The sequence below is a fragment of the Pseudohaemophilus parahaemolyticus genome (genome assembly GCF_938021905.1).
GTDB lineage: Bacteria > Pseudomonadota > Gammaproteobacteria > Enterobacterales > Pasteurellaceae > Haemophilus_A > Haemophilus_A parahaemolyticus_B.
In genome coordinates this window covers 19,088-44,226 of record NZ_CALIFA010000049.1, presented here as the reverse complement: position 1 = coordinate 44,226, position 25,139 = coordinate 19,088, and the positions used below count along the sequence as shown (strand labels likewise).

At 41.4% G+C, this 25,139-nt stretch carries 21 protein-coding genes, 1 tRNA gene and 1 pseudogene; 13 read left to right on the top strand and 10 right to left on the bottom strand.

The annotated features are described in order from the left end of the window. Positions 1–11: 11 nt before the first annotated feature. Positions 12–1,400, bottom strand: coding sequence for an SLC13 family permease (locus QMF79_RS04720; RefSeq protein ID WP_281772952.1), 1,389 nt, complete (start codon positions 1,398–1,400; stop codon positions 12–14). Positions 1,401–1,670: 270 nt separating this feature from the next. Here QMF79_RS04720 and QMF79_RS04715 point away from each other — a divergent pair. Further along, positions 1,671–1,760, top strand: a tRNA-Ser gene (locus QMF79_RS04715). A 50-nt stretch (positions 1,761–1,810) separates the two neighbouring features. Here the strand turns inward: QMF79_RS04715 and QMF79_RS04710 are convergent. Then, on the bottom strand, positions 1,811–2,350 hold the full coding sequence (locus tag QMF79_RS04710) for an RBBP9/YdeN family alpha/beta hydrolase (RefSeq protein WP_281772951.1): 540 nt from the start codon (positions 2,348–2,350) through the stop codon (positions 1,811–1,813). A gap of 67 nt (positions 2,351–2,417) precedes the next feature. Between QMF79_RS04710 and QMF79_RS04705 the strand changes: the two genes are divergently transcribed. Then, positions 2,418–2,930 (top strand): hypothetical protein, encoded by a 513-nt coding sequence (locus QMF79_RS04705; RefSeq protein WP_111427848.1) that lies wholly within the window; start codon positions 2,418–2,420, stop codon positions 2,928–2,930. Between the two features lie 223 nt (positions 2,931–3,153). Here QMF79_RS04705 and QMF79_RS04700 read toward each other — a convergent pair whose 3' ends face one another. Continuing rightward, positions 3,154–3,480: a DMT family transporter gene (locus QMF79_RS04700; protein WP_281772950.1), complete on the bottom strand. Its 327-nt coding sequence runs from the start codon at positions 3,478–3,480 to the stop codon at positions 3,154–3,156. Between the two features lie 8 nt (positions 3,481–3,488). Next, positions 3,489–3,626, bottom strand: a complete 138-nt coding sequence (locus QMF79_RS04695) for a hypothetical protein (protein ID WP_281772949.1) — start codon at positions 3,624–3,626, stop codon at positions 3,489–3,491. Between the two features lie 415 nt (positions 3,627–4,041). Between QMF79_RS04695 and QMF79_RS04690 the strand changes: the two genes are divergently transcribed. From QMF79_RS04690 to QMF79_RS10425, 3 genes and pseudogenes are all read left to right on the top strand, one after another. Then, positions 4,042–12,555, top strand: a complete 8,514-nt coding sequence (locus tag QMF79_RS04690; RefSeq protein WP_281772948.1) for an ESPR-type extended signal peptide-containing protein — start codon at positions 4,042–4,044, stop codon at positions 12,553–12,555. Between the two features lie 161 nt (positions 12,556–12,716). Further along, positions 12,717–13,379 (top strand): trimeric intracellular cation channel family protein, encoded by a 663-nt coding sequence (locus QMF79_RS04685; RefSeq protein WP_040218735.1) that lies wholly within the window; start codon positions 12,717–12,719, stop codon positions 13,377–13,379. Positions 13,380–13,403: 24 nt separating this feature from the next. Then, a pseudogene (locus QMF79_RS10425) lies at positions 13,404–13,508 on the top strand (AbrB/MazE/SpoVT family DNA-binding domain-containing protein); the annotation flags it as partial. 225 nt (positions 13,509–13,733) lie between these two features. Here QMF79_RS10425 and nirK read toward each other — a convergent pair. After that, the gene (nirK, locus tag QMF79_RS04680; RefSeq protein WP_425591882.1) at positions 13,734–14,714 is read right to left on the bottom strand and encodes a copper-containing nitrite reductase; all 981 of its coding nucleotides are present in this window, start codon (positions 14,712–14,714) and stop codon (positions 13,734–13,736) included. A 249-nt stretch (positions 14,715–14,963) separates the two neighbouring features. Here nirK and QMF79_RS04675 point away from each other — a divergent pair, with 249 nt between their 5' ends. From QMF79_RS04675 to QMF79_RS04660, 4 genes are all read left to right on the top strand, one after another. Continuing rightward, complete coding sequence (locus QMF79_RS04675) at positions 14,964–15,887, top strand: aminoimidazole riboside kinase (protein WP_281772947.1); 924 nt, start codon at positions 14,964–14,966, stop codon at positions 15,885–15,887. Positions 15,888–15,995: 108 nt separating this feature from the next. Then, the gene (locus tag QMF79_RS04670) at positions 15,996–17,402 is read left to right on the top strand and encodes a glycoside hydrolase family 32 protein (RefSeq protein WP_281772946.1); all 1,407 of its coding nucleotides are present in this window, start codon (positions 15,996–15,998) and stop codon (positions 17,400–17,402) included. Positions 17,403–17,422: 20 nt separating this feature from the next. Then, the gene (locus QMF79_RS04665; protein WP_281772945.1) at positions 17,423–18,442 is read left to right on the top strand and encodes a LacI family DNA-binding transcriptional regulator; all 1,020 of its coding nucleotides are present in this window, start codon (positions 17,423–17,425) and stop codon (positions 18,440–18,442) included. Positions 18,443–18,468: 26 nt separating this feature from the next. Further along, the gene (locus tag QMF79_RS04660) at positions 18,469–18,960 is read left to right on the top strand and encodes a thioredoxin family protein (protein WP_281772944.1); all 492 of its coding nucleotides are present in this window, start codon (positions 18,469–18,471) and stop codon (positions 18,958–18,960) included. A gap of 101 nt (positions 18,961–19,061) precedes the next feature. Here QMF79_RS04660 and hemH read toward each other — a convergent pair whose 3' ends face one another. After that, positions 19,062–20,024, bottom strand: coding sequence for a ferrochelatase (hemH, locus tag QMF79_RS04655; protein ID WP_281772943.1), 963 nt, complete (start codon positions 20,022–20,024; stop codon positions 19,062–19,064). Positions 20,025–20,229: 205 nt separating this feature from the next. Here hemH and rpmH point away from each other — a divergent pair, with 205 nt between their 5' ends. From rpmH to yidD, 3 genes are read left to right on the top strand one after another with little or no spacing between them, the layout of a single operon-like run. Continuing rightward, entirely contained in the window at positions 20,230–20,364 is a 135-nt protein-coding gene (gene rpmH, locus QMF79_RS04650) for a 50S ribosomal protein L34 (RefSeq protein WP_005599701.1), read from the top strand. 38 nt (positions 20,365–20,402) lie between these two features. Beyond that, positions 20,403–20,780, top strand: coding sequence for a ribonuclease P protein component (rnpA, locus tag QMF79_RS04645; protein WP_281772942.1), 378 nt, complete (start codon positions 20,403–20,405; stop codon positions 20,778–20,780). Beyond that, positions 20,726–21,073, top strand: coding sequence for a membrane protein insertion efficiency factor YidD (gene yidD / locus QMF79_RS04640; RefSeq protein ID WP_281772941.1), 348 nt, complete (start codon positions 20,726–20,728; stop codon positions 21,071–21,073). Before rnpA ends, yidD begins: the two co-directional genes overlap by 55 nt. A 139-nt stretch (positions 21,074–21,212) precedes the next feature. Here yidD and QMF79_RS04635 read toward each other — a convergent pair whose 3' ends face one another. The 4 genes from QMF79_RS04635 to rplU all read right to left on the bottom strand — a co-directional run bounded on the left by QMF79_RS04635 (position 21,213) and on the right by rplU (position 23,722). Then, complete coding sequence (locus QMF79_RS04635) at positions 21,213–22,133, bottom strand: DMT family transporter (protein WP_281772940.1); 921 nt, start codon at positions 22,131–22,133, stop codon at positions 21,213–21,215. Beyond that, positions 22,130–23,062, bottom strand: coding sequence for a DMT family transporter (locus tag QMF79_RS04630; RefSeq protein ID WP_281772939.1), 933 nt, complete (start codon positions 23,060–23,062; stop codon positions 22,130–22,132). Before QMF79_RS04630 ends, QMF79_RS04635 begins: the two co-directional genes overlap by 4 nt. 70 nt (positions 23,063–23,132) lie before the next feature. After that, entirely contained in the window at positions 23,133–23,390 is a 258-nt protein-coding gene (gene rpmA / locus QMF79_RS04625) for a 50S ribosomal protein L27 (protein WP_005705226.1), read from the bottom strand. Between the two features lie 20 nt (positions 23,391–23,410). Then, positions 23,411–23,722, bottom strand: coding sequence for a 50S ribosomal protein L21 (gene rplU, locus QMF79_RS04620; protein ID WP_040218750.1), 312 nt, complete (start codon positions 23,720–23,722; stop codon positions 23,411–23,413). A gap of 265 nt (positions 23,723–23,987) precedes the next feature. On the opposite strand from rplU, the gene ispB reads away from it, so the two are divergent. Then, positions 23,988–24,971: an octaprenyl diphosphate synthase gene (gene ispB / locus QMF79_RS04615; RefSeq protein ID WP_281772938.1), complete on the top strand. Its 984-nt coding sequence runs from the start codon at positions 23,988–23,990 to the stop codon at positions 24,969–24,971. Positions 24,972–25,139: the final 168 nt, after the last annotated feature.

Genomic DNA, 25,139 nt, shown 5'->3' with positions numbered 1-25,139 from the left:
TAGTAAATGGCTTAATGCCAATTGATCCAGAAGAAATAGGTCAGCCCGCCAATGACCGCCGTGCTGATAATATTAAGGATAAAGCCCACTTTTACCATTTCACTTTGTTTAATGTAACCTGTGGAGAACACAATCGCATTAGGTGGAGTGGCGATTGGAAGCATAAAGGCACAAGAAGCACTACATGCAACGATAGCTGCCAGCGAAACAGGAGGCAAGCCCAAGCCTTCCGCAACAGAAATAAAAATGGGGGTCATTAATGCCGCAGTAGCAGTGTTAGAGGTAAATTCTGTGAGGAAGACAATAAATGCAGTAAGTACGAGCGTCATTACAAGCCAGTGTTGCACACCGATATAATTCACAATGGTATCAGCAAGAATTTTGCTTGCTCCCGTTTCTTTGAGCACGATACCGAGCACCAATCCACCACCGAAGAGCATTAACACGCCCCATTCGGTACGATCTTGAATTTCTGACCAAGTTGCGGTGTGGGTGATGCAAAGGATGATAACTGCAGTCATTGCCACTACCGCATCGAAGTTTTTGATGGGTTGGCTAAGCTCTAATACTGAGCGGATAAACGGTTCTAACCAGCTGCCGAAAACAAGGAAAAACGCAGCAATCACAAACACCGCGAGGGTAATTTTGCGTTTGCCTGTCATCGGGATTTCTTCAAGTGAAATTTCAAACGGCACGTTGAAGTTCGGGCGAAGTATTACCAGTAGGCTAAACACCATTCCGAGCATCAATAAAATAGTGACCGGCATTCCGTAGAAGAGCCATTCTGAGAAGGTGATTTTAAGTTGTGAAGCAAGAATAGCATTCGGTGCAGAGCCTGTGAGTGTCCCGATGCCCCCAATGCTGGCACTAAATGCAACACCAAGTAACACAAAAACATACAATGCACGGTTGGTTTTAAGATCAACTTTTTTCAAAATGCCGAGGGTTAAAGGCAACATCATAGCAGCAACGGCGGTGTTGTTGATAAACAGCGAAAGTCCTGCCGTGGCGACAAAAAGGTAGAGTACGGTAAGTTTAAGATTTCCGCGTGCGAGGCGGATGATGTGGTTGGCAATCCAGAGATCAAGTTTTTGAATGTTCATGACTGCAGCTAGAACGAAGCCACCAAAGAACATAAAAATGATGGGTTCGGAGAAGGGGGCAAATGCCGCTTTAGTCGGCAAGACGTTCAGCCCAATTGCCAGAATGGGCACCATCAGCGATGTCACGGTAATGTTAAAAGCCTCCGTGAGCCATAATATCCCAATAAAGACTAACAACGCCAAACCCCGATTTTCCATCGGCGTGAACGGCAGCGTCTTGATGAGGGTTAAAAACAGCAGGAAGTCTAGGGCTAATATAATATAGCCTCTTGTTGGATTTTTTGTTGTGCTTGACATACGAAGCTCCTTATTATTTTTTTGTTGGAAAGAAATTGTATGCAATTTGAACATAACAAAAATTTTAAAAATGTAAATAGTTTTTAACAAGCATTAGAAAATTTAGAGAAAACGTTTGCGTTTTTCTTTGAGAAAGATTGACATCGAAGTTGCTAAGAAGTTAGAGCAAATAAACAACAAATTGCATAAAAAGAAATCTCTTGAATAAAAAGTAGGAAAATCTTATTTACTCATGATTAAAATTCGATTATTATTTTGCCCGTTTTCAACGGAGGAATGGTCGAGTGGTTGAAGGCACCGGTCTTGAAAACCGGCGAGGGTTTACGCCCTCCGTGAGTTCGAATCTCACTTCCTCCGCCATCAAATTTAGAAACCCTGCAGCGAATGTTGCGGGGTTTTGTTTATTTGTATTACAGCAATTTCTCAATTAAATCCAACACAATCGGCAATTCTGTCACACCTTCACGATCTAAAAAATGCCCGCCTTTTGGTAATCGAATATAGTCTGCACCGAGAAATTGAGCTAAATGATCGCTGTATTGATGCGGTACGATATAATCGTCCAACGATGCCACTACAAAAGATTTCTCTGGTTTGTAAGCAGTTAAATTTGCGTAGAAATCTGCAAAAATATCAAGTTCAGGCAAATTAGGTAATTTTTCATAAAAGCCCGAAACAAAAATCGCCCCTTTGATTTTTTGTTGCTGTGCTGCAAGAAAATTCAGCGTTGCGATGCAGCCCAAACTATGCCCAATCAAAATCGTATTTTCATTTAGCGTGATTTTTTCTTGATGATATTTTAACCACGTTTCAGGTGTCGGATTCTCCGAATTTGGCATCGTTAAACGCTCACATTCAAGCCCTTTTTCTGTCAATTTTTGTTCTAACCACGGAAACCAATGTTTGTTGCCGTTTGCCGTATAGCCGTGAGTAATGTAGATTTTGGTCATTGTTTTTCCTGTAAATATTTAAGTAATTAACGTTATAATAATAGCAGTTCATTAAAGATTTTCAGCTATGTATTCTAATTTTGTAATAAATAATCAAGTTTATGATTTGACACATTTAAACCCTTCCCATTTTTGTATTGAAATTGATGGCGTTGAGTTTTCTGCTACACTCCAATTTGGTAACCATTGTTTTACAGACGAAAAGGAGAATGGTCCGTTATTTAGTAGAAGATTAAGAAAAAATGGCAGCTATGAAGAACGGTTTTTTTCCATTGTAAGATATGAGGATACAAAAATTTTGCCTAATATCTTAAGAAATATACTAATAGAAAATCGCTCGTATTATGTTGTACCCTTTAGACCCAAACATAGTAATGATGAACAATATCACTATTTAGATAATGGCTACTATGCAATTTTCTTTTATATTAATAACATTGACTTAATAAAGAAGACTTTTAATATCTATGTGATTTCTGCGTATGATAAAACTACGTATTCCAGTAATTTACCAAAGGGTAAAGCATTTAAACTTTCGTGGGTGCTTTCAAAGAGAGTAAAGGGAGAAAAAGTCATTTAAGGCTTGAAAAATACAGTAATAGATCATACTATATTACCACTGATACAGACTGGGACCACATAAGTGGGGTATCAGGTTGAGTGATGAAATCACTTCCTAGCCTGTGAGCAGGATAAAAGCAAGTTTGCTATAAAAACAAATGCCTTCAAACTTTTTATAAAAGACAAAACGGCACTAGGTAAAATTTTTCCTAGTGCCGTTTTTGTTTTCTCCGCTTGTGCTATTAAGAATGATTAGAAAACAGATTTATCACCAACACCCCGCCGATAATTAACGCCATTCCAATAATGCTAGGTAAATCGGGTTTTTGCCCGAATACAAACATTGCCACCAATGTAGTCAGTACAATACCCACACCAGACCACACCGCATAAACAATCCCAAGCGGGAGTGTTTTGGTGATGATAGATAACAGGTATAACGCAACCACAAAAGCACCGATTGCGATGACCGTCGGTAGTGGTTTAGTAAAACTGTTGCTCGCTTTAATGCAATTTGAGCCGATGACTTCGATAACAATGGCGAAGCCGAGTAAAATCCAAGGATTCATAAAATTCCTTATTTAGTATTGATACGTTTATATGAATCAAGATCTAAGTATTCTACAACGTCTTCTTTACCTTCATCAAATAAGTGGTCGAAATCAGACGAATTAATCTGTTCCACAGCAGATTTTATTTGTTTATAAATGGTCATTTTTTCACCTCTTTATTAATAGGTATATTAACTTTTTGTTTTATTTTGTCCAGTTTTCTGCATAAAAAACTGAATGGCGTATCTCAAATAGATTACCTCCCTGCGGATAAAAGTCTCTTTGTCTGCACCTAAGAAAATAACGGGTAGGAGCAGGGTTCTCCACCCGTTTCGATCTACACGTTTAATCGGGCGGGGATAAACCCCACCCCTACGGACAAGAACGATGATATTTATATAACAAATGGTTGTGTAGCGATTACATCATACGGTATCTCCATTTGACCATAGGAAATAATTAAAAAAATATATATATTTACATTTCTTTACACAACTTTAGGTTATTTAGGAGTAAAATACGTCTGTTTTTTGGACAAGAAGTCCTCTCTATATGTTTTTTAATACTAGGTAAATAATTATGAATAAGATCTATAAAGTAATTTGGAATGCCGCGTTACAATGTTGGGTAGCCGTTTCTGAATTAGGCAAAGCAAAAGGAAAAACAAAATCTAAAAAAGTATTAAGTGCGGCAGCTGTAATGGCTGTTTCAGCTGTAGGCGTTTCTTCCAATGCGGAAGCTGCGGCAACGGTAACGACATCTGACGCAAAATTATTGTCGGGAGATAATATTGTTACTATTGGTTCAGGCACAAAAGCTGGTTTACATGGTGTTGCAATCGGTACAAATGCGAATACTAGCCAACTAGCAGGTATTGCGATTGGTCAGGATTCTAAAACAAGTGATGTAAGTGGACAACCAGCGATTGCTATTGGTGCAAATGCTCAAGCAATGGGGATGGGAGCTATTTCTTTTGGTTATAACTCACAGGCAACGGGTTTAAATGCTACTGCGATTGGTGTTGATACTAAGTCAAATCATGCTCATACCCTTGCTTTAGGTTATGGTGCTCAAGCACTAAATTATTATTCATCTGCAATTGGTTCACATGCTAAAGCTCTTGAACAATATACGATTGCTTTTGGAAAAGGGGCTGAGGCTCAAAATTATGAAACGATTGCAATGGGTGCCAAAGCTCTTGCAAATGGTGAATCATCTGTTGCGATTGGTGGTGGCTACACAGCAGAGATGACAACAGGGTCTCTTGATGATTTAGCTGGTGCGAAAACAAAAGGCAATTATGCTGCGGCTGTTGGTGCAGGAACGGTTGCGGCTGGCAGTTCTACTGCGGTAGGTACGGGCGCAAAAGCAGACTCAACACAATCTGTTGCTGTGGGTAAGGATACTAAAGCAAACCAACCTCAAGCTGTTGCCGTAGGGGAATCTGCGAAAGCGAATAGCCGTGAGACTGTTGCGGTGGGTCAGAACGCTACAGCACAAGGTGATGGAGCGATTGCAACAGGTAAAAATTCGAAAACAGATGGTACAGATGCCATTGCAACAGGTCGTAATTCAAAAGCTCTTGCTAATAATGCGACCGCTATTGGTGCAGGTGCGACAGCAACGATTAATGCTGAAGGTAGTTTAGTTATTGGCCGTGGTGCAGTAGTTAATGCTACTGATGCGACGGTGGTTGGCCCTGTTGCACAAGCAAATGGTGCGAATGCGACAGCTGTAGGTCGTGGTGCGGCAGCGAATGGTACAGAATCAACCGCTTTAGGTCGTGGTGCAACGGCAAATGGTAACCAATCTATTGCATTAGGTCAGGGGGCTCAGGCAACGGTAGATAGTGGCGTAGCTTTAGGTGATGGTGCGGTGGCAAACCGTGCAGCACGTGATGGAAATAGTATCGTTATTAATACTAATGATCCCTCTAAAACAACAGGATTAAGCGATAATAATAATGGTGGAGACGCAAATACCGTTTATGCTCCTGTGCGTTTAGTGGATGCACCAGGAGCATTAGAGGCAATTAAAAATACCATTAAAGGCAACAAAGGTGCAGTTTCTGTAGGGGATGCCGGCAATACTCGTCAAATTATCAATGTTGCTGCGGGTAGTGCCGATTCTGATGCAGTGAACGTAGCTCAGTTAAAAGCCGTGGCGGGTAGTATTAAGAAATATTCTGTTACCTCACCAGATGGTTCGATCACCATTACTAACCCAGGTAAAACAGATGATCCTCAAAACTTCCAAATTAAAATGAACACCACAGCGGTTCAAGATGCGGCACAATGGTATGTAAAAGAGGGTACAGAAACCTCTGGTACAGCGGTAAGAGGCGGTAATACAGTAAGTTTTAATGACTCTCCTACTGTCGATGTTCAACATAACAATAAAAATTTTACCTTTAACGTAAAATCTGGTGATGTAACAACAAATACCAATACAGGGGCAATTACTGGCCCAACAGATGGTAATGTATTAGCTAAAGCGAAAAACGTGGCAGAAGCGATCCAACGGAGCGGTTGGGAGTTACAAGCAAATGGTACAAAAGTAGGCTTAGTTAACCCTGGTGATAAAGTCAATATTAAAGCGGGTACTGGTGTAACCATTACGCCAACAAATGAAAATGGTGGTGTTTCAACATTAACAATTAGTGCGGCACAACAAAACTATAGCTGGAAATTAAAAGAAGATTCTCAAACACCAGCTCAAGCACTTAATGTTACCAATAACACAGCGGTAAGTTTAAAAGGTGAGAATTACTTAAATATTACCAATAGAAACGGTGGTAACTTTGCGTTTAAAACCGTAACTGCAGATGTTGGTATGAACACTGCAACAGGTGCAACTAGCCAAGCAACAGCAACAGGTTTAACAACCAATAAAGCAGTCGCAGATGCGATTGCAAAATCTGGTTTCCAATTAAAAGAAAATGGCACACTTAGAAATGTAGTGAACCCAGGTGAAAGCTTAAACTTTAAACCAGGTCAAGGCACAACCGTTTCTGTGGGTACGAATGGCGATGTTCAAGTGAATGCGAACGTGGCAGGCATTACTGCGGGTAAAAACATCAGCACTACCACAGATGCAAATGGTAATGTGACTATTAATGCGAAAGATACCTCTGCTCATGTGAAAGCAGCGAATAATGCTGCAGTGAAAGTGGATAAAGCAACCACAACACGTACCGAAAATAATGCGGATATTACCGATTACACTGTTGATTTAACCGATCAAACCAAAACCAACATCACGCACGGCGTGAATGCGAACGAAACTGTAACGAATAAAGGTTTAACCTTTAACGGAAACACAGGCAGCACAGGGATTAAGAAACTGGGTTCAGAAGTGGATGTGAAAGGTAACACTTCAAACAATGTAATTACCACCACGGCAAATACAAACGGCATCACTGTAGATTATAACGGTACAGCAGCGGCTCAAGTTACCAGCTTAACCTATAAAGCGAATAATGCTAATGCGAAAAGTGTTACTCTTGCTAAAGGTTTAGATTTTACCAATGGCACACAAACGACCGCAGAAGTGGGTGATGATGGTGTGGTAAAATTCAATGTCAATACAACCGCTTTATCTAGCACAGCGACAAACGGCAGAATTACCGTGCCAACGGGTGATGGTTTAGTGACAGCGAAAGAGGTTGCGAACGCGATTAATGCGGCGAGCTGGAACTTAATCGTAGGTGGAGCAACGGTTCAAAACGTGAAAGCGGGCGACTTTGTGAACTTTGCGGATGGCAATGGCACGACAGTGACGTATAAAGACGGAGCGGTACGTGTGAACGCGAATGTGACAGATGTAGTGAGTGCGAATAGTAATGCAACGATTACGAGAGATCCGAATACAGGTATCGTGACGGTGAATGCGAAAGACACGAACACACAAGTAACCGTAGCGAATGCAACCAATAGCCCGATTACCATTGCGACAACGCAAAATGCGAACGGTACAAATCACTACACAGTGGACGTAAACGTAGATGACACAACCATTAAGAAAGAAAATGGCGTGTTAAAAGCGGTTATTCCGGCTGTGGAAAAAGTGGATTTAACGGTTAACAAAACAGGCGACAACGCAGGTAAAGTTGAAGCACCAACGACAGATGCAGACAAAGGCAAGTTAGTTACAGCAGAAAATGTAGCGAAAGCGATTAACGAAAGTTATTGGGTAGCTAAACGTGGCAATAGCGTAACAACCAATGAGGACGCTGGTGACGGGGATAGCAATGTTGCAGCGGGTAATAACGTGACTTTTGTTGCGGGTAAAAACATGGCGTTACAAAAAGCCGGCAACAAGTTTATCTATGCAACGAAAGATGATGTTTCATTCAACAATGTGACAGCGAACAACACCACAACCACGAACTTAACCGTGAATAAAGGCGGTAATGTGGATATGGGTGGAAACCAAGTTCACAATGTGAGCACGGGTACAGCACCGACAGATGCGGTAAATGTGAAACAACTTTACGACACAGTGTCAGGAAATGTATCGACAGAGTCCGTGATTAAGAAAGCGGGTGATGACAACATTGCAGAAGTGACGGTTGCGGATAATAAACAGTCTGGTGATAAGAACGCGAAATATGAAGTGTCGGTATCAAAAGCGAAAATCAAAGCTTTAGCGAATGAAACCGTGAAAGTAAACACTTCAACGGCAGCGAATAACCCGATTACGGTAACCCCGCATACGGAGAATGGTAACACGACTTACACCGTGAACTTTGATGGAACGAAAGCGGCATCAGAGATTCCATTAACGTACAAAGCGAATGATGGTGCAGGAAAAACCGTTAAATTATCAGAAGGCTTGAACTTCAAGAATGGTACGCAAACAACTGCGGAAGTGGGCGATAATGGTGTGGTGAAATTCAATGTCAATACAACCACGTTATCGAATACGACAGCGAACGGAAAAATTACGGTACCAGATGGCAACGGTTTAGTGACGGCGAAAGAGGTAGCGAACGCGATTAATGCAGCGAACTGGAAGCTGAACGTAAACGGAGACAATAAACAATCTGTGAGTGCAGGTGATATTGTGAACTTTGCGGATGGCAATGGCACGACAGTGACGTATAAAGACGGAGCGGTACGTGTGAACGCGAATGTGACAGACGTAGTAAGTGCGAATAGTAATGCAACGATTACGAGAGACCCGAATACAGGTATCGTGACGGTGAATGCGAAAGACACAAACACGCAAGCAAGCGTTAAAAACGGTTCAGGTATTACTGTAACGCCAAGCACAAATGCAAATGGAACAGCGAACTACACCGTAGCGGTGAACGTAGATGGTTCAACCATTACCGTAAATAATGACGGTAAACTTGTTGCGAATGTACCAGATACTTCGAAAGTGAGCTTGACCAATAACGCAGGTAAAGTGGGTGATGTGTCTGCAGAAGATGCGAATAAATTAGTTACAGGTGACAACCTTGCTAAGACAATCAATGCAACTTACTGGAAAGCGAGCCAAGGAACGCACGAAGAGACCACCTCGGAAGAAACAACAGGAGCTGTGTCATCAGAAATCAAACCAGGGGATGAGTTAACGTTCGTCTCAGGTAAGAATATGGCGTTGAAGAAAGACGGCAATAAGTTCGTTTATGCAACGAAAGATGATGTGACGTTCAATAACGTGACGACTAACAACTTAACCGTGAATGCAAAAGGCAATGTGGATATGGGAGGAAACCAAGTTCACAATGTAGCGAATGGTACGAAAGGTACAGATGCGGTTAACTTAGATCAGTTAAATGCAACAACTGCAATTGCAAATGCAGGTTGGGTAATTAAAGCAAATGGTACCAATGCCACAACGGTGAAACCGAATGCGACCGTTTCATTGAACAATACTGATGGCAACATCTTAATCACGAAGAACACGACAGATAATAACGTGACCTTCAACTTCAACCCGAATGCAACCTTTGGTGTGTCGGGTAAGGATGGTAAAGATGGCTCAATCGGCGTGAACGGTAAAGATGGTGCATCAGTTGTAATCAACGGTAAAGATGGCTCAATTGGCTTAACTGGACCGAAAGGTGCAGATGGCAAAGATGGTGTATCATTGACGTTGAAACCAGAGAAAGGTACAACGACAGTTAATGCGAAAGATGACGGTAAAGAAATCGAACGTATTAAGTACACTGCAAACGGTACAACCCGTGAAGTGGCGACTTTAGATGATGGCTTGAAGTTCAAAGGCGATTCTAAACAAGTGATCAACCGTACTTTAGGTTCACAAATGAACATTACAGGCGGTGCGGACGAAACGACATTGACAGATAACAATATCGGTGTGGTTTACGACAAAGCGACTGATGGCTTGAAAGTGAAACTAGCTAAAGATGTGAACTTAACCACGAACGGTAGTGTTGTTATTGGCAATACCACGTTAAATAACAACGGTTTTACGATTACCAATAAAGCAGATCCAAGCAAAACGGTAAGTTTGACGGATAAAGGCTTGAACAACGGTGGCAACACAATTATTAACGTTGCTCCAGGTGTGAATGGTACAGATGCGGTCAACTTAGATCAGTTAAATGCAACAACTGCAATTGCAAATGCAGGTTGGGTAATTAAAGCAAATGGTACTAACGCAACAACGGTGAAACCAAATGCGACAGTGTCGTTAAACAACACAGACGGTAATATCGTTATTACGAAGAACAAGACAGATAACAACGTGACCTTTAACTTCAACCCGAATGCGACATTTGGTGTGAAAGGTAAAGATGGTAAAGACGGTGTTGATGGTTCTATCGGTGTAAACGGTAAAGATGGTTCGTCTGTTGTTATCAACGGTAAAGATGGTTCAATCGGCTTAAATGGTAAAAACGGCTTAAGCATTAAAGGTGATCAAGGCCCTGCAGGTGTTGATGGCAAAGATGGTGAAACCAAAAACCGTATTGTTTATGAATATGCAGATCCAAAAGATCCAAATAAAACAATTCGTGAGAATGTAGCAACATTGAATGATGGTTTACGTTTTACTGGTAATAATGGTGTAGAAAATGCTCACAGATTGAATACCTTAGTGACTATTATTGGTGAAGGTGTAGATAAAGCAACATCTGCAAACTTTACTTCTGCATCAGGCAATATCAATGTGAAAGCAGATGGCAAAGGAACTTTAGAAGTCCAATTAGCAAAAAATCTGAAAAACATTGAGACTATCAGTAACGGTAATAGCACAATTACCTTAAACAAAGACGGTGGCACAACTATTTCAGGTGGTGATGTAAGCGTTGATGGTAATAAAGTGACTAACGTAAAAGATGGCGATGTAAGTGCTAACAGTAAAGATGCTGTAAACGGAAGCCAGTTGTATCACGTGATGACAAATGCAACAGCAGGTTGGAACTTAAGTGTTAATAACGGCAAAGACAAAGGCAATGTGAAGCCAGGTGCTCAAGTTGATTTAAACAACACTGATGGCAATATCATCATTAGCAAAAATGCGAATAACGTGACCTTTAACTTCAACCCGAATGCGACATTTGGCGTGAAAGGTAAAGATGGTAAAGACGGCGTTGATGGTTCTATCGGTGTGAACGGTAAAGATGGTTCATCAGTAGTACTTAACGGTAAGGACGGCTCAATTGGCTTAACTGGACCGAAAGGTGCGGACGGTAAAGATGGGGCGAGTGCGAACATGAGTGTTCAAAAAGGCACAACGACCGTGAATACCGACCGTGATGGTGGTAAAGAGGTTACTCGTATTGTTTATACCGACAAAGATAAAGATGGTAAAGACATTAAACGTGAAGTGGCGACTTTAGATGATGGCTTGAAATTCAAAGGTGACTCTGAGCAAGTGATTAACCGTACTTTAGGTTCACAAATGAACATCACAGGTGGTGCTGATTCAACTAAACTCACTGATAACAATATCGGTGTAGTTTATGATGAAGCAACTAACGGCTTGAAAGTAAAACTTTCTAAAGATGTGGACTTAGGTAAAGATGGCTCAATTACGATTGGTGGTACTCAAGTAACCAACAATGGTTTAACCATTAAAAATGGTCCAAGCGTAACTGAGAAAGGTGTAGATGCTGGTAATAAGAAAGTGACGAACGTTGCTGATGGCGACATTAACGAAACTAGTAAAGATGCCGTGAACGGTAGCCAGTTATATCAAGCGGTTAATAACATTAACAAAAATGTAAATGCTGCGAAGACAGAGCTTGAAGAAGGAGATAATGTGACAATTACCTCTCGTGTGGGTAATAATGGTCAGATTATCTACAAAGTAAGCTCAAGTCTGAAAGATAACTCTGCTCACGTTCAAGGTGGTTCTGATGCAGTATCTGTTACTAAAGCAGAAACAACACGTAAAGATGGCTTAACGACAGTGACAGATTACACCGTAGATCTTTCAAGCAAAACGAAAGATGATATTAAGAAAGGTGTTGATGCACACGATACTGTAACCAATAAAGGTTTAACCTTTAATGCGGATAAAGGTACAACGGGTGCGAAGAAACTGGGTAGCCAAGTGGCTGTAAATGGAGATAACAAAAATATCGAAACAGTGGCTGACACCAACGGTGTGAAAGTGAAACTGAAAGATGATATTAATGTGAACTCTGTGACAGCAAATACTTTCAAAGCTGGTGATACCATTGTGAATACGAAAGGTGTTCAAGTGGCAGCGAAAGATGACCGTGGTAATAATACCAATGTGGTGATCAATGAGAAAGGTATTAACGCAGGTAATACTCGTATTCAAAATGTTGCTGCTGGTCGAGCAGATACGGATGCCGTGAATGTAAGCCAATTAAAAGGTGCTGTAACACAAATTGGTAACCACATTAACAAGATGGATAAAAACTTACGTGCGGGTATTGCAGGTGCGATGGCAGCAGGTGGTTTATATCATGTGACCTTACCTGGTAAATCAATGATTGCAGCAGGTGCTGGTACTTATAAAGGCGAAAGTGCTGTTGCGGTAGGTTACTCTCGCTTGTCAGACAACGGTAAAGTGGGTATTAAATTCTCTGTGAATACGAATACTCGTGGCGACAGTGGTGCTGCAGCAAGTGTAGGTTACCAATGGTAATGTAGCTTGAGTTAGTTAAGAGAAAGGCTGAATCCTTCGGGGTTCAGCCTTTTTGTTGGTTTTGATATGAAGGTTTGAATGTGAAGCATCGGTAAAATTTTCTTAAAATCCCACCGCTTGTAGGTATAATACAAGCGGTATTTTTTTAGGGAAATTTGTTAATGTTACTTCTCACGCTTTATATCATCGGGATTACCGCAGAATCTATCACTGGTGCACTTGCTGCAGGGCGGGAAAAAATGGATATGTTTGGGATGATTATTATCTCATCGGTGACCGCAATTGGTGGTGGTTCTATTCGAGACATGTTACTTGGGCATTATCCGCTTGGTTGGGTAAAGCATCCTGAATATCTCGTGATTGTAGTTGCCGCTTCTATTTTTACGATGTTTATTGCACGATTTTTAGGTTATTTTCGTACGATTTTCTTGGTATTGGATGCACTCGGGTTAATCGTTTTTTCTATCATTGGGGCACAAGTTGCTTTAGATATGGGGCATGGTTTTGTGATTGCTTCAGCTGCGGCAGTGATTACAGGGGCTTTTGGCGGTGTGTTACGCGATTTGCTTTGCAACCGTATTCCACTTGTTTTCCGCAAAGAACTCTATGCCAGTATCTCTTTCCTCTCTTGCTGTATTTACGTTGGATTACAAGAACTTGGCTTTAATCACAACATTGTGGTCATTTCAACACTTGTATTGGGTTTTGGATTACGTCTGCTTGCTATTCGCTTTAAGCTAGGTTTGCCAATTTTTGAGTTTGATGAAGCACAATATTTAGGCAAAGGCGATTTGGTGGATAGATTGGCGAAGCGGAAGAAGTAAAGGAGAAGAAAAATGAGCGAAATACTTAATCGCTCTTGGGATAGCTTTTTCCTTTGCGAAAAAACTGTAAGTGATGATTTTACGGAAGAAAGAGAAATAGCATTTCAGCCAGAACGTGAAGAACTCTAATGTTCAAATATGCTCTCCGTCTTTATTACTGCCAAATCTCCCCTACCCCTCTTTGCTAAAGAGGGGCAAGATCTTAGCTAAATAAAATTTCAGAGCTCATACTTCGACATATTGATAAGCCAGATAATCTCACTTATACAAAGAAAAATTCCCCTCTTTAGCAAAGAGGGGTAGGGGAGATTTGGCAGAAGAGAAAACGGAGAAATTAGCGTTTAACATTCCCAATCAATGCACAAACCCCGCATCGACATTCGCATCGGGGTTGTGTTTGTCATAGTTTTCTTCTTTGGTTTTGCCTGTGTAAATCTCTTTATTCGTCTCGCCTTCAACAATAATATTCCCCTTCGCCCCTTTTTCGGCTCGGAAAATACTGTGATCAACAAAGGTGTATTTCCCTGGCACATTCATTTGCATTTCGACCATTGTCGTGCCGCCTGATGGAATCAGCGTGGTTTGCACGTGATGATTTTGTAGCGTGCCACCTTCGACATAAACCGTATCAAAGGTACGTCCGATTAAATGAAACGAAGAAATTTTATTCGGACCAGCGTTACCAACGAAAAATCGCACTTTGTCGCCCACTTTCGCTTTGAGAGCATTTTCATCAGTTAAAGCCCCCACTTTGCCGTTAAACACCACATAATCTGGCAATTCATATTCCGCTTTTGCCATATCAAACACTTTTAACTCTGGGTTTGCTCCGTCCTTAACGTAAAATTCGTTCTGCATAATGTAGAATTCTTTGTCCACTTTCGACAGCCCTTCTTTCGGTTCAACCAACATCAAGCCAAACATTCCCTTGCCGATGTGAATCCCAACGGGCATTGTGCCGCAATGATAGAGATAAAGCCCTGGTGCAGTTGCTCGAAAGGCAAAAGTGGTGCTTTTACCTGGTGCGGTTTGGCTGGCAAGTGCACCGCCTTCGGGAGCCGCTGCAGAATGGAAATCAAGCGAATGTGGCATTTTGCCGTTCACCGGGTTAGAAAGCTGAACTTCCACCATATCGCCCTCACGCACGCGGATAAATGGGGCGGGCGTTGTGCCGTTGAACGTCCAATATTTGAACTTCACACCGCTCTCAATTTCCATCACCTTTTCCAATGCTTCAAGTTTAACTACTACTTTTGCAGGCGTGGTGCGTTCAATCGGCTTCGGCACATTTGGGGCAAATGTGAGTTCTGCTTCAACGGTTGGTAATTGTGCCATTGGTACAACGGATTCGTTTACATTTTTCAGTTGATTTTCAACCGCTTGTACGCTATTTACTGCCATTATTGAGCCAAGCATTACTGCCAACATCGTTTTTTTCATCATATAATCCTTTCTATCTTCACTGGGTGATTTGCATTATAATAAGTCGAGAAAATAAGCGGTAGGATTTTAATCAAGAATTGCAAAGCTAAACCGATTTAGCTAAGATTATTACCAGATTTTTTAACTTTAAGAGAACAAATTATGAGCAAAATTTGGGTAACAGGCGATGCGGTTGTGGATTTAATTCCCGACGGCGAAAACCACTATTTAAAATGTGCAGGCGGTGCACCAGCGAACGTGGCAGTAGGCGTGGCACGTTTAGGCTGTGAAGCGGGCTTTATTGGTCGTGTGGGATTAGATCCGCTCGGCAAATTTATGCAAGAAACGTTAAATGCCGAAAAGGTTTCAACAGATCATATGATCTTAGACCCAAATCAACGTACTTCAACTGTGATCGTGGGCTTAGACAACGGTGAACGTAGTTTCACTTTTATGGTGAATCCAAGTGCTGACCAATTCTTAGAAGTGGGTGATTTACCGAATTTCCAAACAGGCGATTTTTTACACTGCTGTTCGATTGCGTTAATCAACGATCCATCTCGCTCAACCACCATTGAGGCGATTCGCCGTGTCAAACAAGCGGGCGGATTTTTCTCGTTCGATCCAAACTTACGCGATTCGCTTTGGGCGAGCCTTGAAGAGATGAAAACCGTGGTGAATGATGTGGTAGCAATGGCGGATATTTTAAAATTCTCTGAAGAAGAATTGACGCTGCTTACCAACACCACTACTTTGGACGAAGCGACTAAAGTGATTACGGCACAATATCCTGAAAAACTGATCATCATCACATTGGGTAAAGATGGTGCGATTTACCATTTCCACGGCAAGAGCCAAGTGGTAGCGGGCAAAGCATTAAAACCAGTCGATACCACAGGTGCAGGCGATGCGTTCGTGAGCGGTTTATTAGCAGGGCTTTCTGAAGTGGCAGATTGGAAAGATGAAGAGACGTTAGTGAACGTGATCCGCAAAGCCAATGCTTCGGGGGCATTAGCGACCACCGCAAAAGGTGCGATGGCAGCACTGCCGAATAAAGCACAGTTGGAAGCGTTTTTAGCAGCATAATTCATAGGGTGTGTGAGTTTTTGTAACTCACGCACCATTTTTTACCGCTTGAGTGCGTGACCTTCATTCACACACCCTACCAAATAATCCATTTTCGAGAAAAATCCTATGCACATCTTCAATAACGGTAAATATAAAAGCCTACACGCACAAGCCGAAGGCGAACTTAATGCAATTCGTGAAACCGTACTTTCAGACCACGATTTCTACCCGACTTACCACCTTGCACCCAAAACAGGCTTGTTTAATGATCCTAATGGCTTAATTTTTGATGGCGAGAAATATCACATTTTTGCCCAATGGTTTCCATACGATGCGATGCACGGAATGAAACATTGGGAGCATTTCATCACCCGAGATTTCCAAACTTTCGAAAAAGGCGATTTACTTATTCCAGACGAATTGTTCGAATCGCACGGTTGCTATTCGGGCGGGGCAATTTTATGGGAAGATAAGATTGTGGCGTTCTACACGGGCAATACTCGCCGTTCGTCTGATAATCAACGCGTACCGCACCAAAACATTGCGATTTTCGACAAAACGGGCAAATTATTAGAAAAACGCTGCATTATCGACCAAGTCCCAGCAGGCTACACCGAACACGTTCGCGATCCAAAACCGTTCATTACCGCAGAAGGTAAAATCCGCTTTGTACTCGGTGCACAGCGTGAAAATTTAACAGGCACTTGCTTAGTCTATGAAATGGATGATTTAAACAGTACGCCACGCTTGTTGGGCGAGTTAGCGGTGCAAGATTTCGACAACAGCCACGTTTTTATGTGGGAGTGTCCAGACTTGTTCCAGCTTGGCGGAAAAGACGTTTTCATTTGGTCACCGCAAGGTAAATTGCGTGAAGCGATGCAGTTTCAAAATAACTACCACGCCATTTACGCATTAGGCAAATTAGACGACAACGTTTTAAACGCAGAACACATTGAAGAACTTGATTACGGCTTTGATTTCTATGCACCGCAAACGGTGCAAAATTCTGACCGTATTCTGTTCGGCTGGGTGGGCTTGCCAGATTTGACTTACCCAACTGATAAATACAAATGGCATTCGACTCTTACCATGCCACGTCAAATTTCGGTGGAAAACGGTGTCATTAAACAACGCCCTATTGTGAAAACAGGCGAGTTACAAGCAGTCGAATTACAAGGCGAAATTACAAACTTAGATACCAGCTATTTGCAAATCAATGTGGAAAATCAACCGCTTGAATTAACGTTCTTTGGTAAATTGAAATTCAGCTATCAAAATGATATGGTAACGCTCGATCGTAGTGCAACCGAGCAGACGGATTTGATGAAACAGTTTGACGGTGTTCGCCACGTAAAAGTAGAAAAATTAGACAAGATTGAGATTTTCTTTGACCGTTCAATTGTCGAGATTTTCCTCAATAATGGCGAAAAAGTGATGACTTCCCGCTTCTTTATCACAAATCGCGAAAATATCGTGGCAAGCTCACGCCCTGTTTCGGCACAGGTTGCACAAGTACATGCACTTACATTTTAATGGATTAAAAAGGTTACATCGTGAAAACTGAGCAACAAAAACGGCTAACGCTTAACGACATCGCCTGCCTTGCGGGGGTGTCTAAAACTACCGCAAGTATTATTTTAAATAACCGCGGAGATGATTTTCGCATTAAAGCGGAAACCCGCCAAAAAGTACAGGCAGTTGCTCAGAAGTATGGTTATCGTGCTAATGCTTATGCTAAAGCGTTGCAGGCACGTAAAACCAATATGATTGGCTTGGTTATCCCTGATCTGACAAACTATGGCTTTGCTCAAACAGCAAAAACATTGGAGCGACTTTGTCGTGAAAATGGGCTTTATTTAGTGATTGCTTGCTCCGATGATAACCCAGCCCAAGAAAAAGTGGCGATTGAGCGATTGCTCGATCGTCAAGTCGATCTGTTAATTACCGCCCCAACGCATAAAATTGCTGATTATTATCAAGATATTCTGCAGCATACCCCACTGCTTTTGCTAGACCGTTATATTCCCCATTCTGGTATTTCCTCGATTACCAGTAACGATATTCCAAGCGTAATAACGTTGGTGGAAAATATTGTGCGGGCGTATCAACTTGATGAATTTTTCTACTTTGGCGGGCAACTCTCGCTTACACCAAGTGAAAATCGCTTGAAAGGCTTTCGCGAAGGTTTGGCACAATCGCATCTAACCGAACAAAGCGGTTGGATTTTGCATAAAGATTACCAACCTGAATCGGGATATCAAATGTTGGCGGAAACAGTGGAAAATCTTGGGCGTTTACCCAAGGCGATTTTTACCGCTTCTTACACTTTGCTGGAAGGCGTGATGCGTTATTTAACCGAACATAAATGTATGGATAAGTTGATGAGCCAAGAGCTACATTTAGCGACTTTTGACGATCATTATCTGCTAAATGCATTGCCGTTTCATATCCATTCGATTAAGCAAGATCACGATCGTATTGCTCAGCAAACCTTTAAGATATTAAAAGAGAAATTAAACCACCAAGAGAGCCAAAGTGCACAAGTAGATTGTGAGATTATTTGGCGTAGGTAATTCGATTTAAACTAAAAGGAAATCCTATGGCACATTTTTACGAATATTTAGAATTTAGTAGCGATGAAGATCGCGAAAACCAATTAGATGTTTATGTTGGCATTGAGCTTTCGCCTGAAACTGAGGCTAAAATTAAAGCGATGAATGTTTCAGGTGATTGGCTAGTAATGGCAGAACCTTACTGCCCTGATTGTGTGGAAGTGGTAGCATATTTCCAACGTATTACCAAACTCAATCCAAACATCAAAGTCAAATATGTTTCGCGTAAAGATAACAAAGAACGCAAACATTTCGACAGCGATGAACAACAACAAGCGGTGATTGCGGCACAAAAAATCCCAAGTATTTTTGATATTCGAAACGGCAAAACAGAGCTGGTTTTAAATGAATTTCCAGCATTTTTAAAAGCCAAAATGGAAGCAAATCCAGAACAATTTGATGAGCTAAAAGCGGATTTCCGAATGGGTAAATTCGGTAAAGAAGTGGAAGCAGAATTGGTTGAGATTTTGACGAAGTAAATGGCTTTTTCTGCCTAGAAATATTGTCACAACTGTGTTTCTCTAGAAAACACAGTTGGGGCGAGATAATCAGGTTAATTGTTTGATTATACAGCTATATATTACTGCATTTTTTCTTCAATCAGTTTTACCATCATCTTTATATGATCGCCTGTCGCATTGAGGGCTGGAATATAGCGGTAGCTTTCCCCGCCTGCATTGATGAAGTTTTCTTTATTCTCTTCGGCAATTTCTTCAAGCGTTTCCAAGCAATCGACTGAGAAGCCCGCACAAATTACTGCCACTTTTTTAATGCCTTGACTTGGAAAGCTTTCAAGCGTTTCATCAGTGTAAGGTTGCAACCACTCTTCATCACCAAAACGAGATTGGAAGGTTAGTCTCCATTGTTCAGATTTTAGGTTTAATTTTTGGGCAACCAATTCTGCAGTTTGTTGGCAGTGTTGCGGGTAGAAATCGCCTTCATCTGTGTAGCGTTTTGGAATGCCGTGGAAAGAGAAAAGCAGTAATTCATCTGGCTCAAGCGTAATGCTGTTCGCCAAGGCTTCGATATAAAGTGGGTCGTTGTGGTAGCTGTGAATAAACTCAAACGGTACAACACGGCGATGCTGTTTTAGGCTCTCTGCAAAGGCGTCCAATACCGAGGCAGTCGTGGTGCTGCTATATTGTGGGTAGAGCGGTAATACAATGATTTTTTCAACCGCTTGTTTAGTCAAATTTTCGACCGCTTGTGTCATACTTGGGTTGCCGTAGCTCATTCCAAGCTCTATAACGACATTTTTGCCTTTTGCATTGAAATAATTTTGCAGGGCTTTTTGTTGCTTGCGTGAAATAGCAAGCAGCGGTGAACCTTCAGCCGTCCAAATCGCTTGATAAAGTTTTGCCACTTTTGGTGATCTTTTTGGTAATACGAAGCAATTTAAGATCGTTTGCCATTTGAATTTAGGAAGGTCGATCACACGCGGATCGCTTAAGAATTGTTTTAAGTAACGTTTTACATCGGAAGTGGTGGGGGCATCTGGCGTACCAAGGTTTGCAAGTAACACACCGATTTTTTTATTTTCCATATTTTTCTCTTCTTTTTTCGTTATGAGCAAATAAAGTGTAGTTTGCTTGAATTTGTAGGGAATGACAAATAAAATTTGTGCAGATTTTAACATTTAACCGTGGTTTTCGCCTTGCCTTTTTGCTTGTTTACCGTTAAAATGACGACCTCTTTTTATAGTCTTGAATTGGCATTTTGCCAATAACTTTTTATTAGGTAGATAAATAATGAAACGTACATTCCAACCTTCTGTATTAAAACGTGCTCGTACACACGGTTTCCGTGCTCGTATGGCTACTAAAAATGGTCGTCAAGTTTTAGCACGTCGTCGTGCTAAAGGTCGCAAATCTTTATCTGCATAATTTGCAGTTAGAGCAGCTAATCACCCACAATTGTGAAAGTGAAGACGCTAACTTTTTCTCGGGAGCTACGTTTATTAGCTCCCGTTCAATTTAAAGCTGTGTTTGAAAATCCTTTTCGAGCCAGCACTCCTCAAATGACGCTTCTGGCTCGTTTAAATACGGCAGAAAATCCCCGTCTAGGCTTAACCGTTGCTAAAAAACATCTCAAACGTGCTCACGATCGCAATCGTATTAAACGTATTGTGCGGGAATCTTTTCGCTTAAAACAGCACGAACTACCAAATATGGATTTTGTTTTCGTAGCGAAAGGAGGGATTGGCAAGTTGGATAATGCCACGCTTTTTGAAACGTTGGAAAAATTATGGGCAAGACATATCCGCCTGAGCAAGAATCCACAACCTCAAACCAAACAATAGGCAAAGCCACAAGAGAACTCAACGAAAGAAGAGAACAAATCAGCCTAGCATCCAAAATCTTGCTACTACCGATTTATTTCTATCGTTATTTTATTAGCCCTTTAATTGGTCCCCGATGCCGATTTTATCCAAGCTGTTCCACTTATGCTGTTGAAGCAATTAAAATTCACGGAGCAATCAAAGGGGGATATTTAGCCTTCAAACGTATTTTGCGTTGTAATCCATTAAATGAAGGTGGAGAAGATCCTGTGCCAGCGAAAGCGTGTTGCAAACAATGTGAAAAAAATCATTAATTTTTCAAAATTTAGTGAACTTTCTTTTTCCCGACAAGTCTATTATTACGACCACTATTTATAGTCGTTATAAAGTTTTATTCATTATGTAGACCTCTCAAAATGGCTAGCAAACGAATTGCTAGCTATTTTTTTATCTTTATTTCCTGCCAAAAATTTTATGCCCTACCGCTGCCATCATTGCACCGAGCACTACGACAATTGCCCCCATATAACTTATCCAGTTCATCTCTAGGCTGGAAAAAGTTTCTGGAAAAATCATGTGTCCTAAAATCGAAAACAGCATCGTGAAAATCGGAATCATCGTGGTAACTACGCTGACTTTCGAGGTGTCCCACAAACTCAACGCCTCCCCATAAGAGCCGTAGGCAATCAACGTGTTCAAACAACAATAGATAAAACAACCCCATACAAAAGGCGTGCTGATCTCGCCAATTTGGGTTGGGCTGGCAAATGGGCTCAACGCAATGCCACAGCTGAGGTAAATTATCATTAAGATTTGTTGCGAATTAAACCGCTTTAGCAATAACTTTTGGGCAATGCCATAACAGACCCAAATCAAGCTGCCTGCTGTACTTAAAATCAAGCCAAGTGCATAAGCATTAAGTTGCAGAAGTTCGCCGAATTTGTCGTTAAAAAATGCGATTAAGCCGATAATAAGCAGTAAAAAGCCGACTTTTTGCGAAAGATTAAATGGTTCTTTAAACAAAACAACACCTAAGAAAATCATCAAGAAAGGCGAAAATTGCCATAAAACTTGAGTGGTTGTGGGCGAAATATAATGTAATCCTTCTGCGACCAAAAAGAAATTGCCTGATAAGCCAAGTGTGCCGAGCAACATTAAACCGAAATGTTTAGCATTACAAACGGTCAACTTTGGCAATTTTTTTGCAAAACCAAGCACAAGAAACAGCCCAATGCCTGCCACCCAAAATCTTGCCCAAACAAGGGTTTGAGCATCAAGCGAAACCAATACTTGTTGTGCCGCAATTGGCAGCGTACCCCACATCATCGTGGCAAGTAGTGCCAAACAAAAACCTAAGCCTGCATTTTTCTTCATTTTTTTACTCTTTTTCTATGTAATAATTTATGTCCTACGGCAGAGAATAACGCCCCAAAAACTACTAAACAAGCCCCTAAAACGGTTAACAAGGAGAGATCTGGCAGTATAAAACTTTCGGGTTTCCAGAAATACGCCATTTCTGAAAAAATCATCGTAGCAATGGGGATTAACGGCATCATAATGCTCACTTTTGAAACATCCCAGCGGTTGAGTGCTTCAGCATAGGAACCGTAGGCAATGATGGTATTCAAACAGCAATAGACTAAACAGATTACAGCAAATCCGCTTAAATTGACCGCTTGTGAGAAATCAGCGAGTGGCGTGAACACAAGACTACAGCCGATATAAATCATAAAGAGGATTTGTACCGAATTGAAACGTTTTAATAAGATTCTCTGCGAAAGCCCGTAGCCGATCCAGATAAAGCTGGCTAATGCCCCGCATAAGATTCCAAATGCGTAGCCATTCATTTGCGAAAAATCTGCCAAGCGATTATGGAAGAAGAGGATTAAGCCGATAATTACCACGATAAATCCTAGTTTTTGATTTAATCGGATAGTTTCTTTGAACAAAAATGCACCGCATAAAATCATGGCAAAGGAAGAAAGTGGGCTGATAACTTGGCTTGCGGTGGCTGGAATATAGCGTAATGCCACGTTAAATAAGAAAAAATTGCCTGAAAGCCCTAAGATCCCAATGATTAAAAGAGTTAGATCTTTGCGTGTTAAAGCGGTCACCTTTGGCAATTTTTTTGCAAAGAAGAGCATAAAAAATACGCCAATCATCGCAACAATAAAACGAAACCAAACGATAGTTTGGGCGTTCATCTCTTTTAAGATAGGCTGTAGAGCTATTGGCAGCGTTCCCCACATCAATACTGCAAGGAGAGCAAAGAGGAAACCTGCGAGGGGTTGTTGTTTTTGCATAGGATTATTATAGATTTTAGGTATAAAAAAACCTCACATTTGTGAGGTTTTCTTGAAATTTTGCTTTACATTACTCAGCAATGATACTTACGTATTGACGGTTTTTGTCGCCTTTTCTTTCGAATTTAACTTTACCATCTGCAGTTGCGAATAAAGTGTGGTCTTTACCCATACCTACGTTTGTACCTGCGTGGAATTTAGTACCACGTTGACGAACGATGATGCTACCTGCTAATACAGATTCGCCACCGAAACGTTTAACACCAAGGCGTTTAGCTTCAGAATCACGACCGTTACGAGTTGAACCACCAGCTTTTTTAGTTGCCATCTACTTGATCTCCTCTGAAATTATGCTTGAATCCCAGTGATTTTCACTTCTGTGAACCACTGACGATGACCTTGTTGTTTACGGCTGTGTTTACGACGACGGAATTTAACGATTTTAACTTTCTCGCCACGACCGTGTGCTACTACTTCAGCCACTACTTTTGAACCAGCTACTACTGGTGTACCAATTTTAACATCTTCGCCATTAACGACCATTAACACTGAGTCGAATTCAACTTTCTCACCAGTTGCAATTTCAAGTTTTTCTAAACGAACCACTTGACCTTCACTCACTCGGTGTTGTTTGCCGCCACTTTGGAAAACTGCGTACATATTTACTCCGCTAATTTGTGCCTTTTACGCTCTGCGAGAGACACTTTTAAATTCATATAAAATAGGGTTGCAATTCTACGCAAAAAGAAAACAAAGAGCAAGAACGAATTTTAGAAAATTTGAAAAAATCTTGTTTCCCTTATTAGCCAATTTCTTGCTAAAACCGCTTTTTTAACGATTGCTTTATTCGATTTCTAACAAAATTTTGCAGCTAATAGAAAGTGCGGTAAAATCAATCTAATTTTTAGCTTTTAGATAAGAAAAGATGACTCAAAAACTTACCCTCGATCAAATTCAAGCTTTGGCAGCCAATGATATGCAATTGGTAAATGCTGAAATTTTAGCTCAACTGAACTCGGAAGTGCCGCTAATTAATCAGCTCGGCTTTTACATTATTAGTGGTGGTGGCAAACGCATTCGCCCGTTAATTACCGTGCTTGCCGCACGTGCGTTAGGCTACCAAGGCAGCAAGCAAATTACGACTGCCGCATTTATTGAATTTGTGCATACTGCCACCCTTTTACACGATGATGTTGTGGATGAGTCCGATATGCGTCGCGGTCGTGAAACCGCCAATGCCGCTTTCGGTAATGCGGCAAGTGTGCTGGTTGGCGATTACATTTATACCCGTTCTTTCCAGATGATGACCTCGGTGGATTCGCTTGAAGTGCTTAAAGTAATGTCGGCAGCCACAAACGCATTAGCAGAAGGTGAAGTGCAACAATTGATGAACGTCAATGACCCAAACACGACCGAAGAGAGCTATATGCGTGTGATTTACAATAAAACCGCTCGCTTGTTTGAAGCTGCGACTCAATGTGTGGCGATCGTAGCTAATGCAGGCGAAGAAATTGAAACCGCACTCAAAAATTATGGATGCTACTTAGGCACAGCATTCCAGTTAGTGGATGATATTCTTGACTATTCTGCCAATGCCCAAGCTCTCGGCAAAAACGTGGGAGACGACTATGTGGAAGGTAAACCAACGATGCCACTTTTACACGCAATGCACCACGGTAATGAAGAGCAAGCTAATTTGATCCGCCAAGCGATTGAAAATGGCGGTAATCGCGAAGATATCGATCAAGTACTCTCTATTATGGCTGAGCATAAATCGCTCGATTACACGATGGAAAAAGCCAAAGCCGAAGCCCAAAAAGCGGTGGATGCATTAGCGGTTTTACCTGAAAGCGAATATAAACAAGCGTTGATTTCATTGGCGTGGTTGTCGGTGGATCGAGCTTATTAGTTTAGTTACATTTCTCTGACTTCCCTCCCTCCGTTTACGGAGGGAGGTGCCGAAGGCGGAGGGAGGGGAAAACAAGCGGTTAAAACTCGCTGACTTTTTGCAACTTCGTTGCAATCCCTCCCCCAGTTGCTTCGCAACAGCCCCCTCCGTAAACGGAGAGGGCGAAAA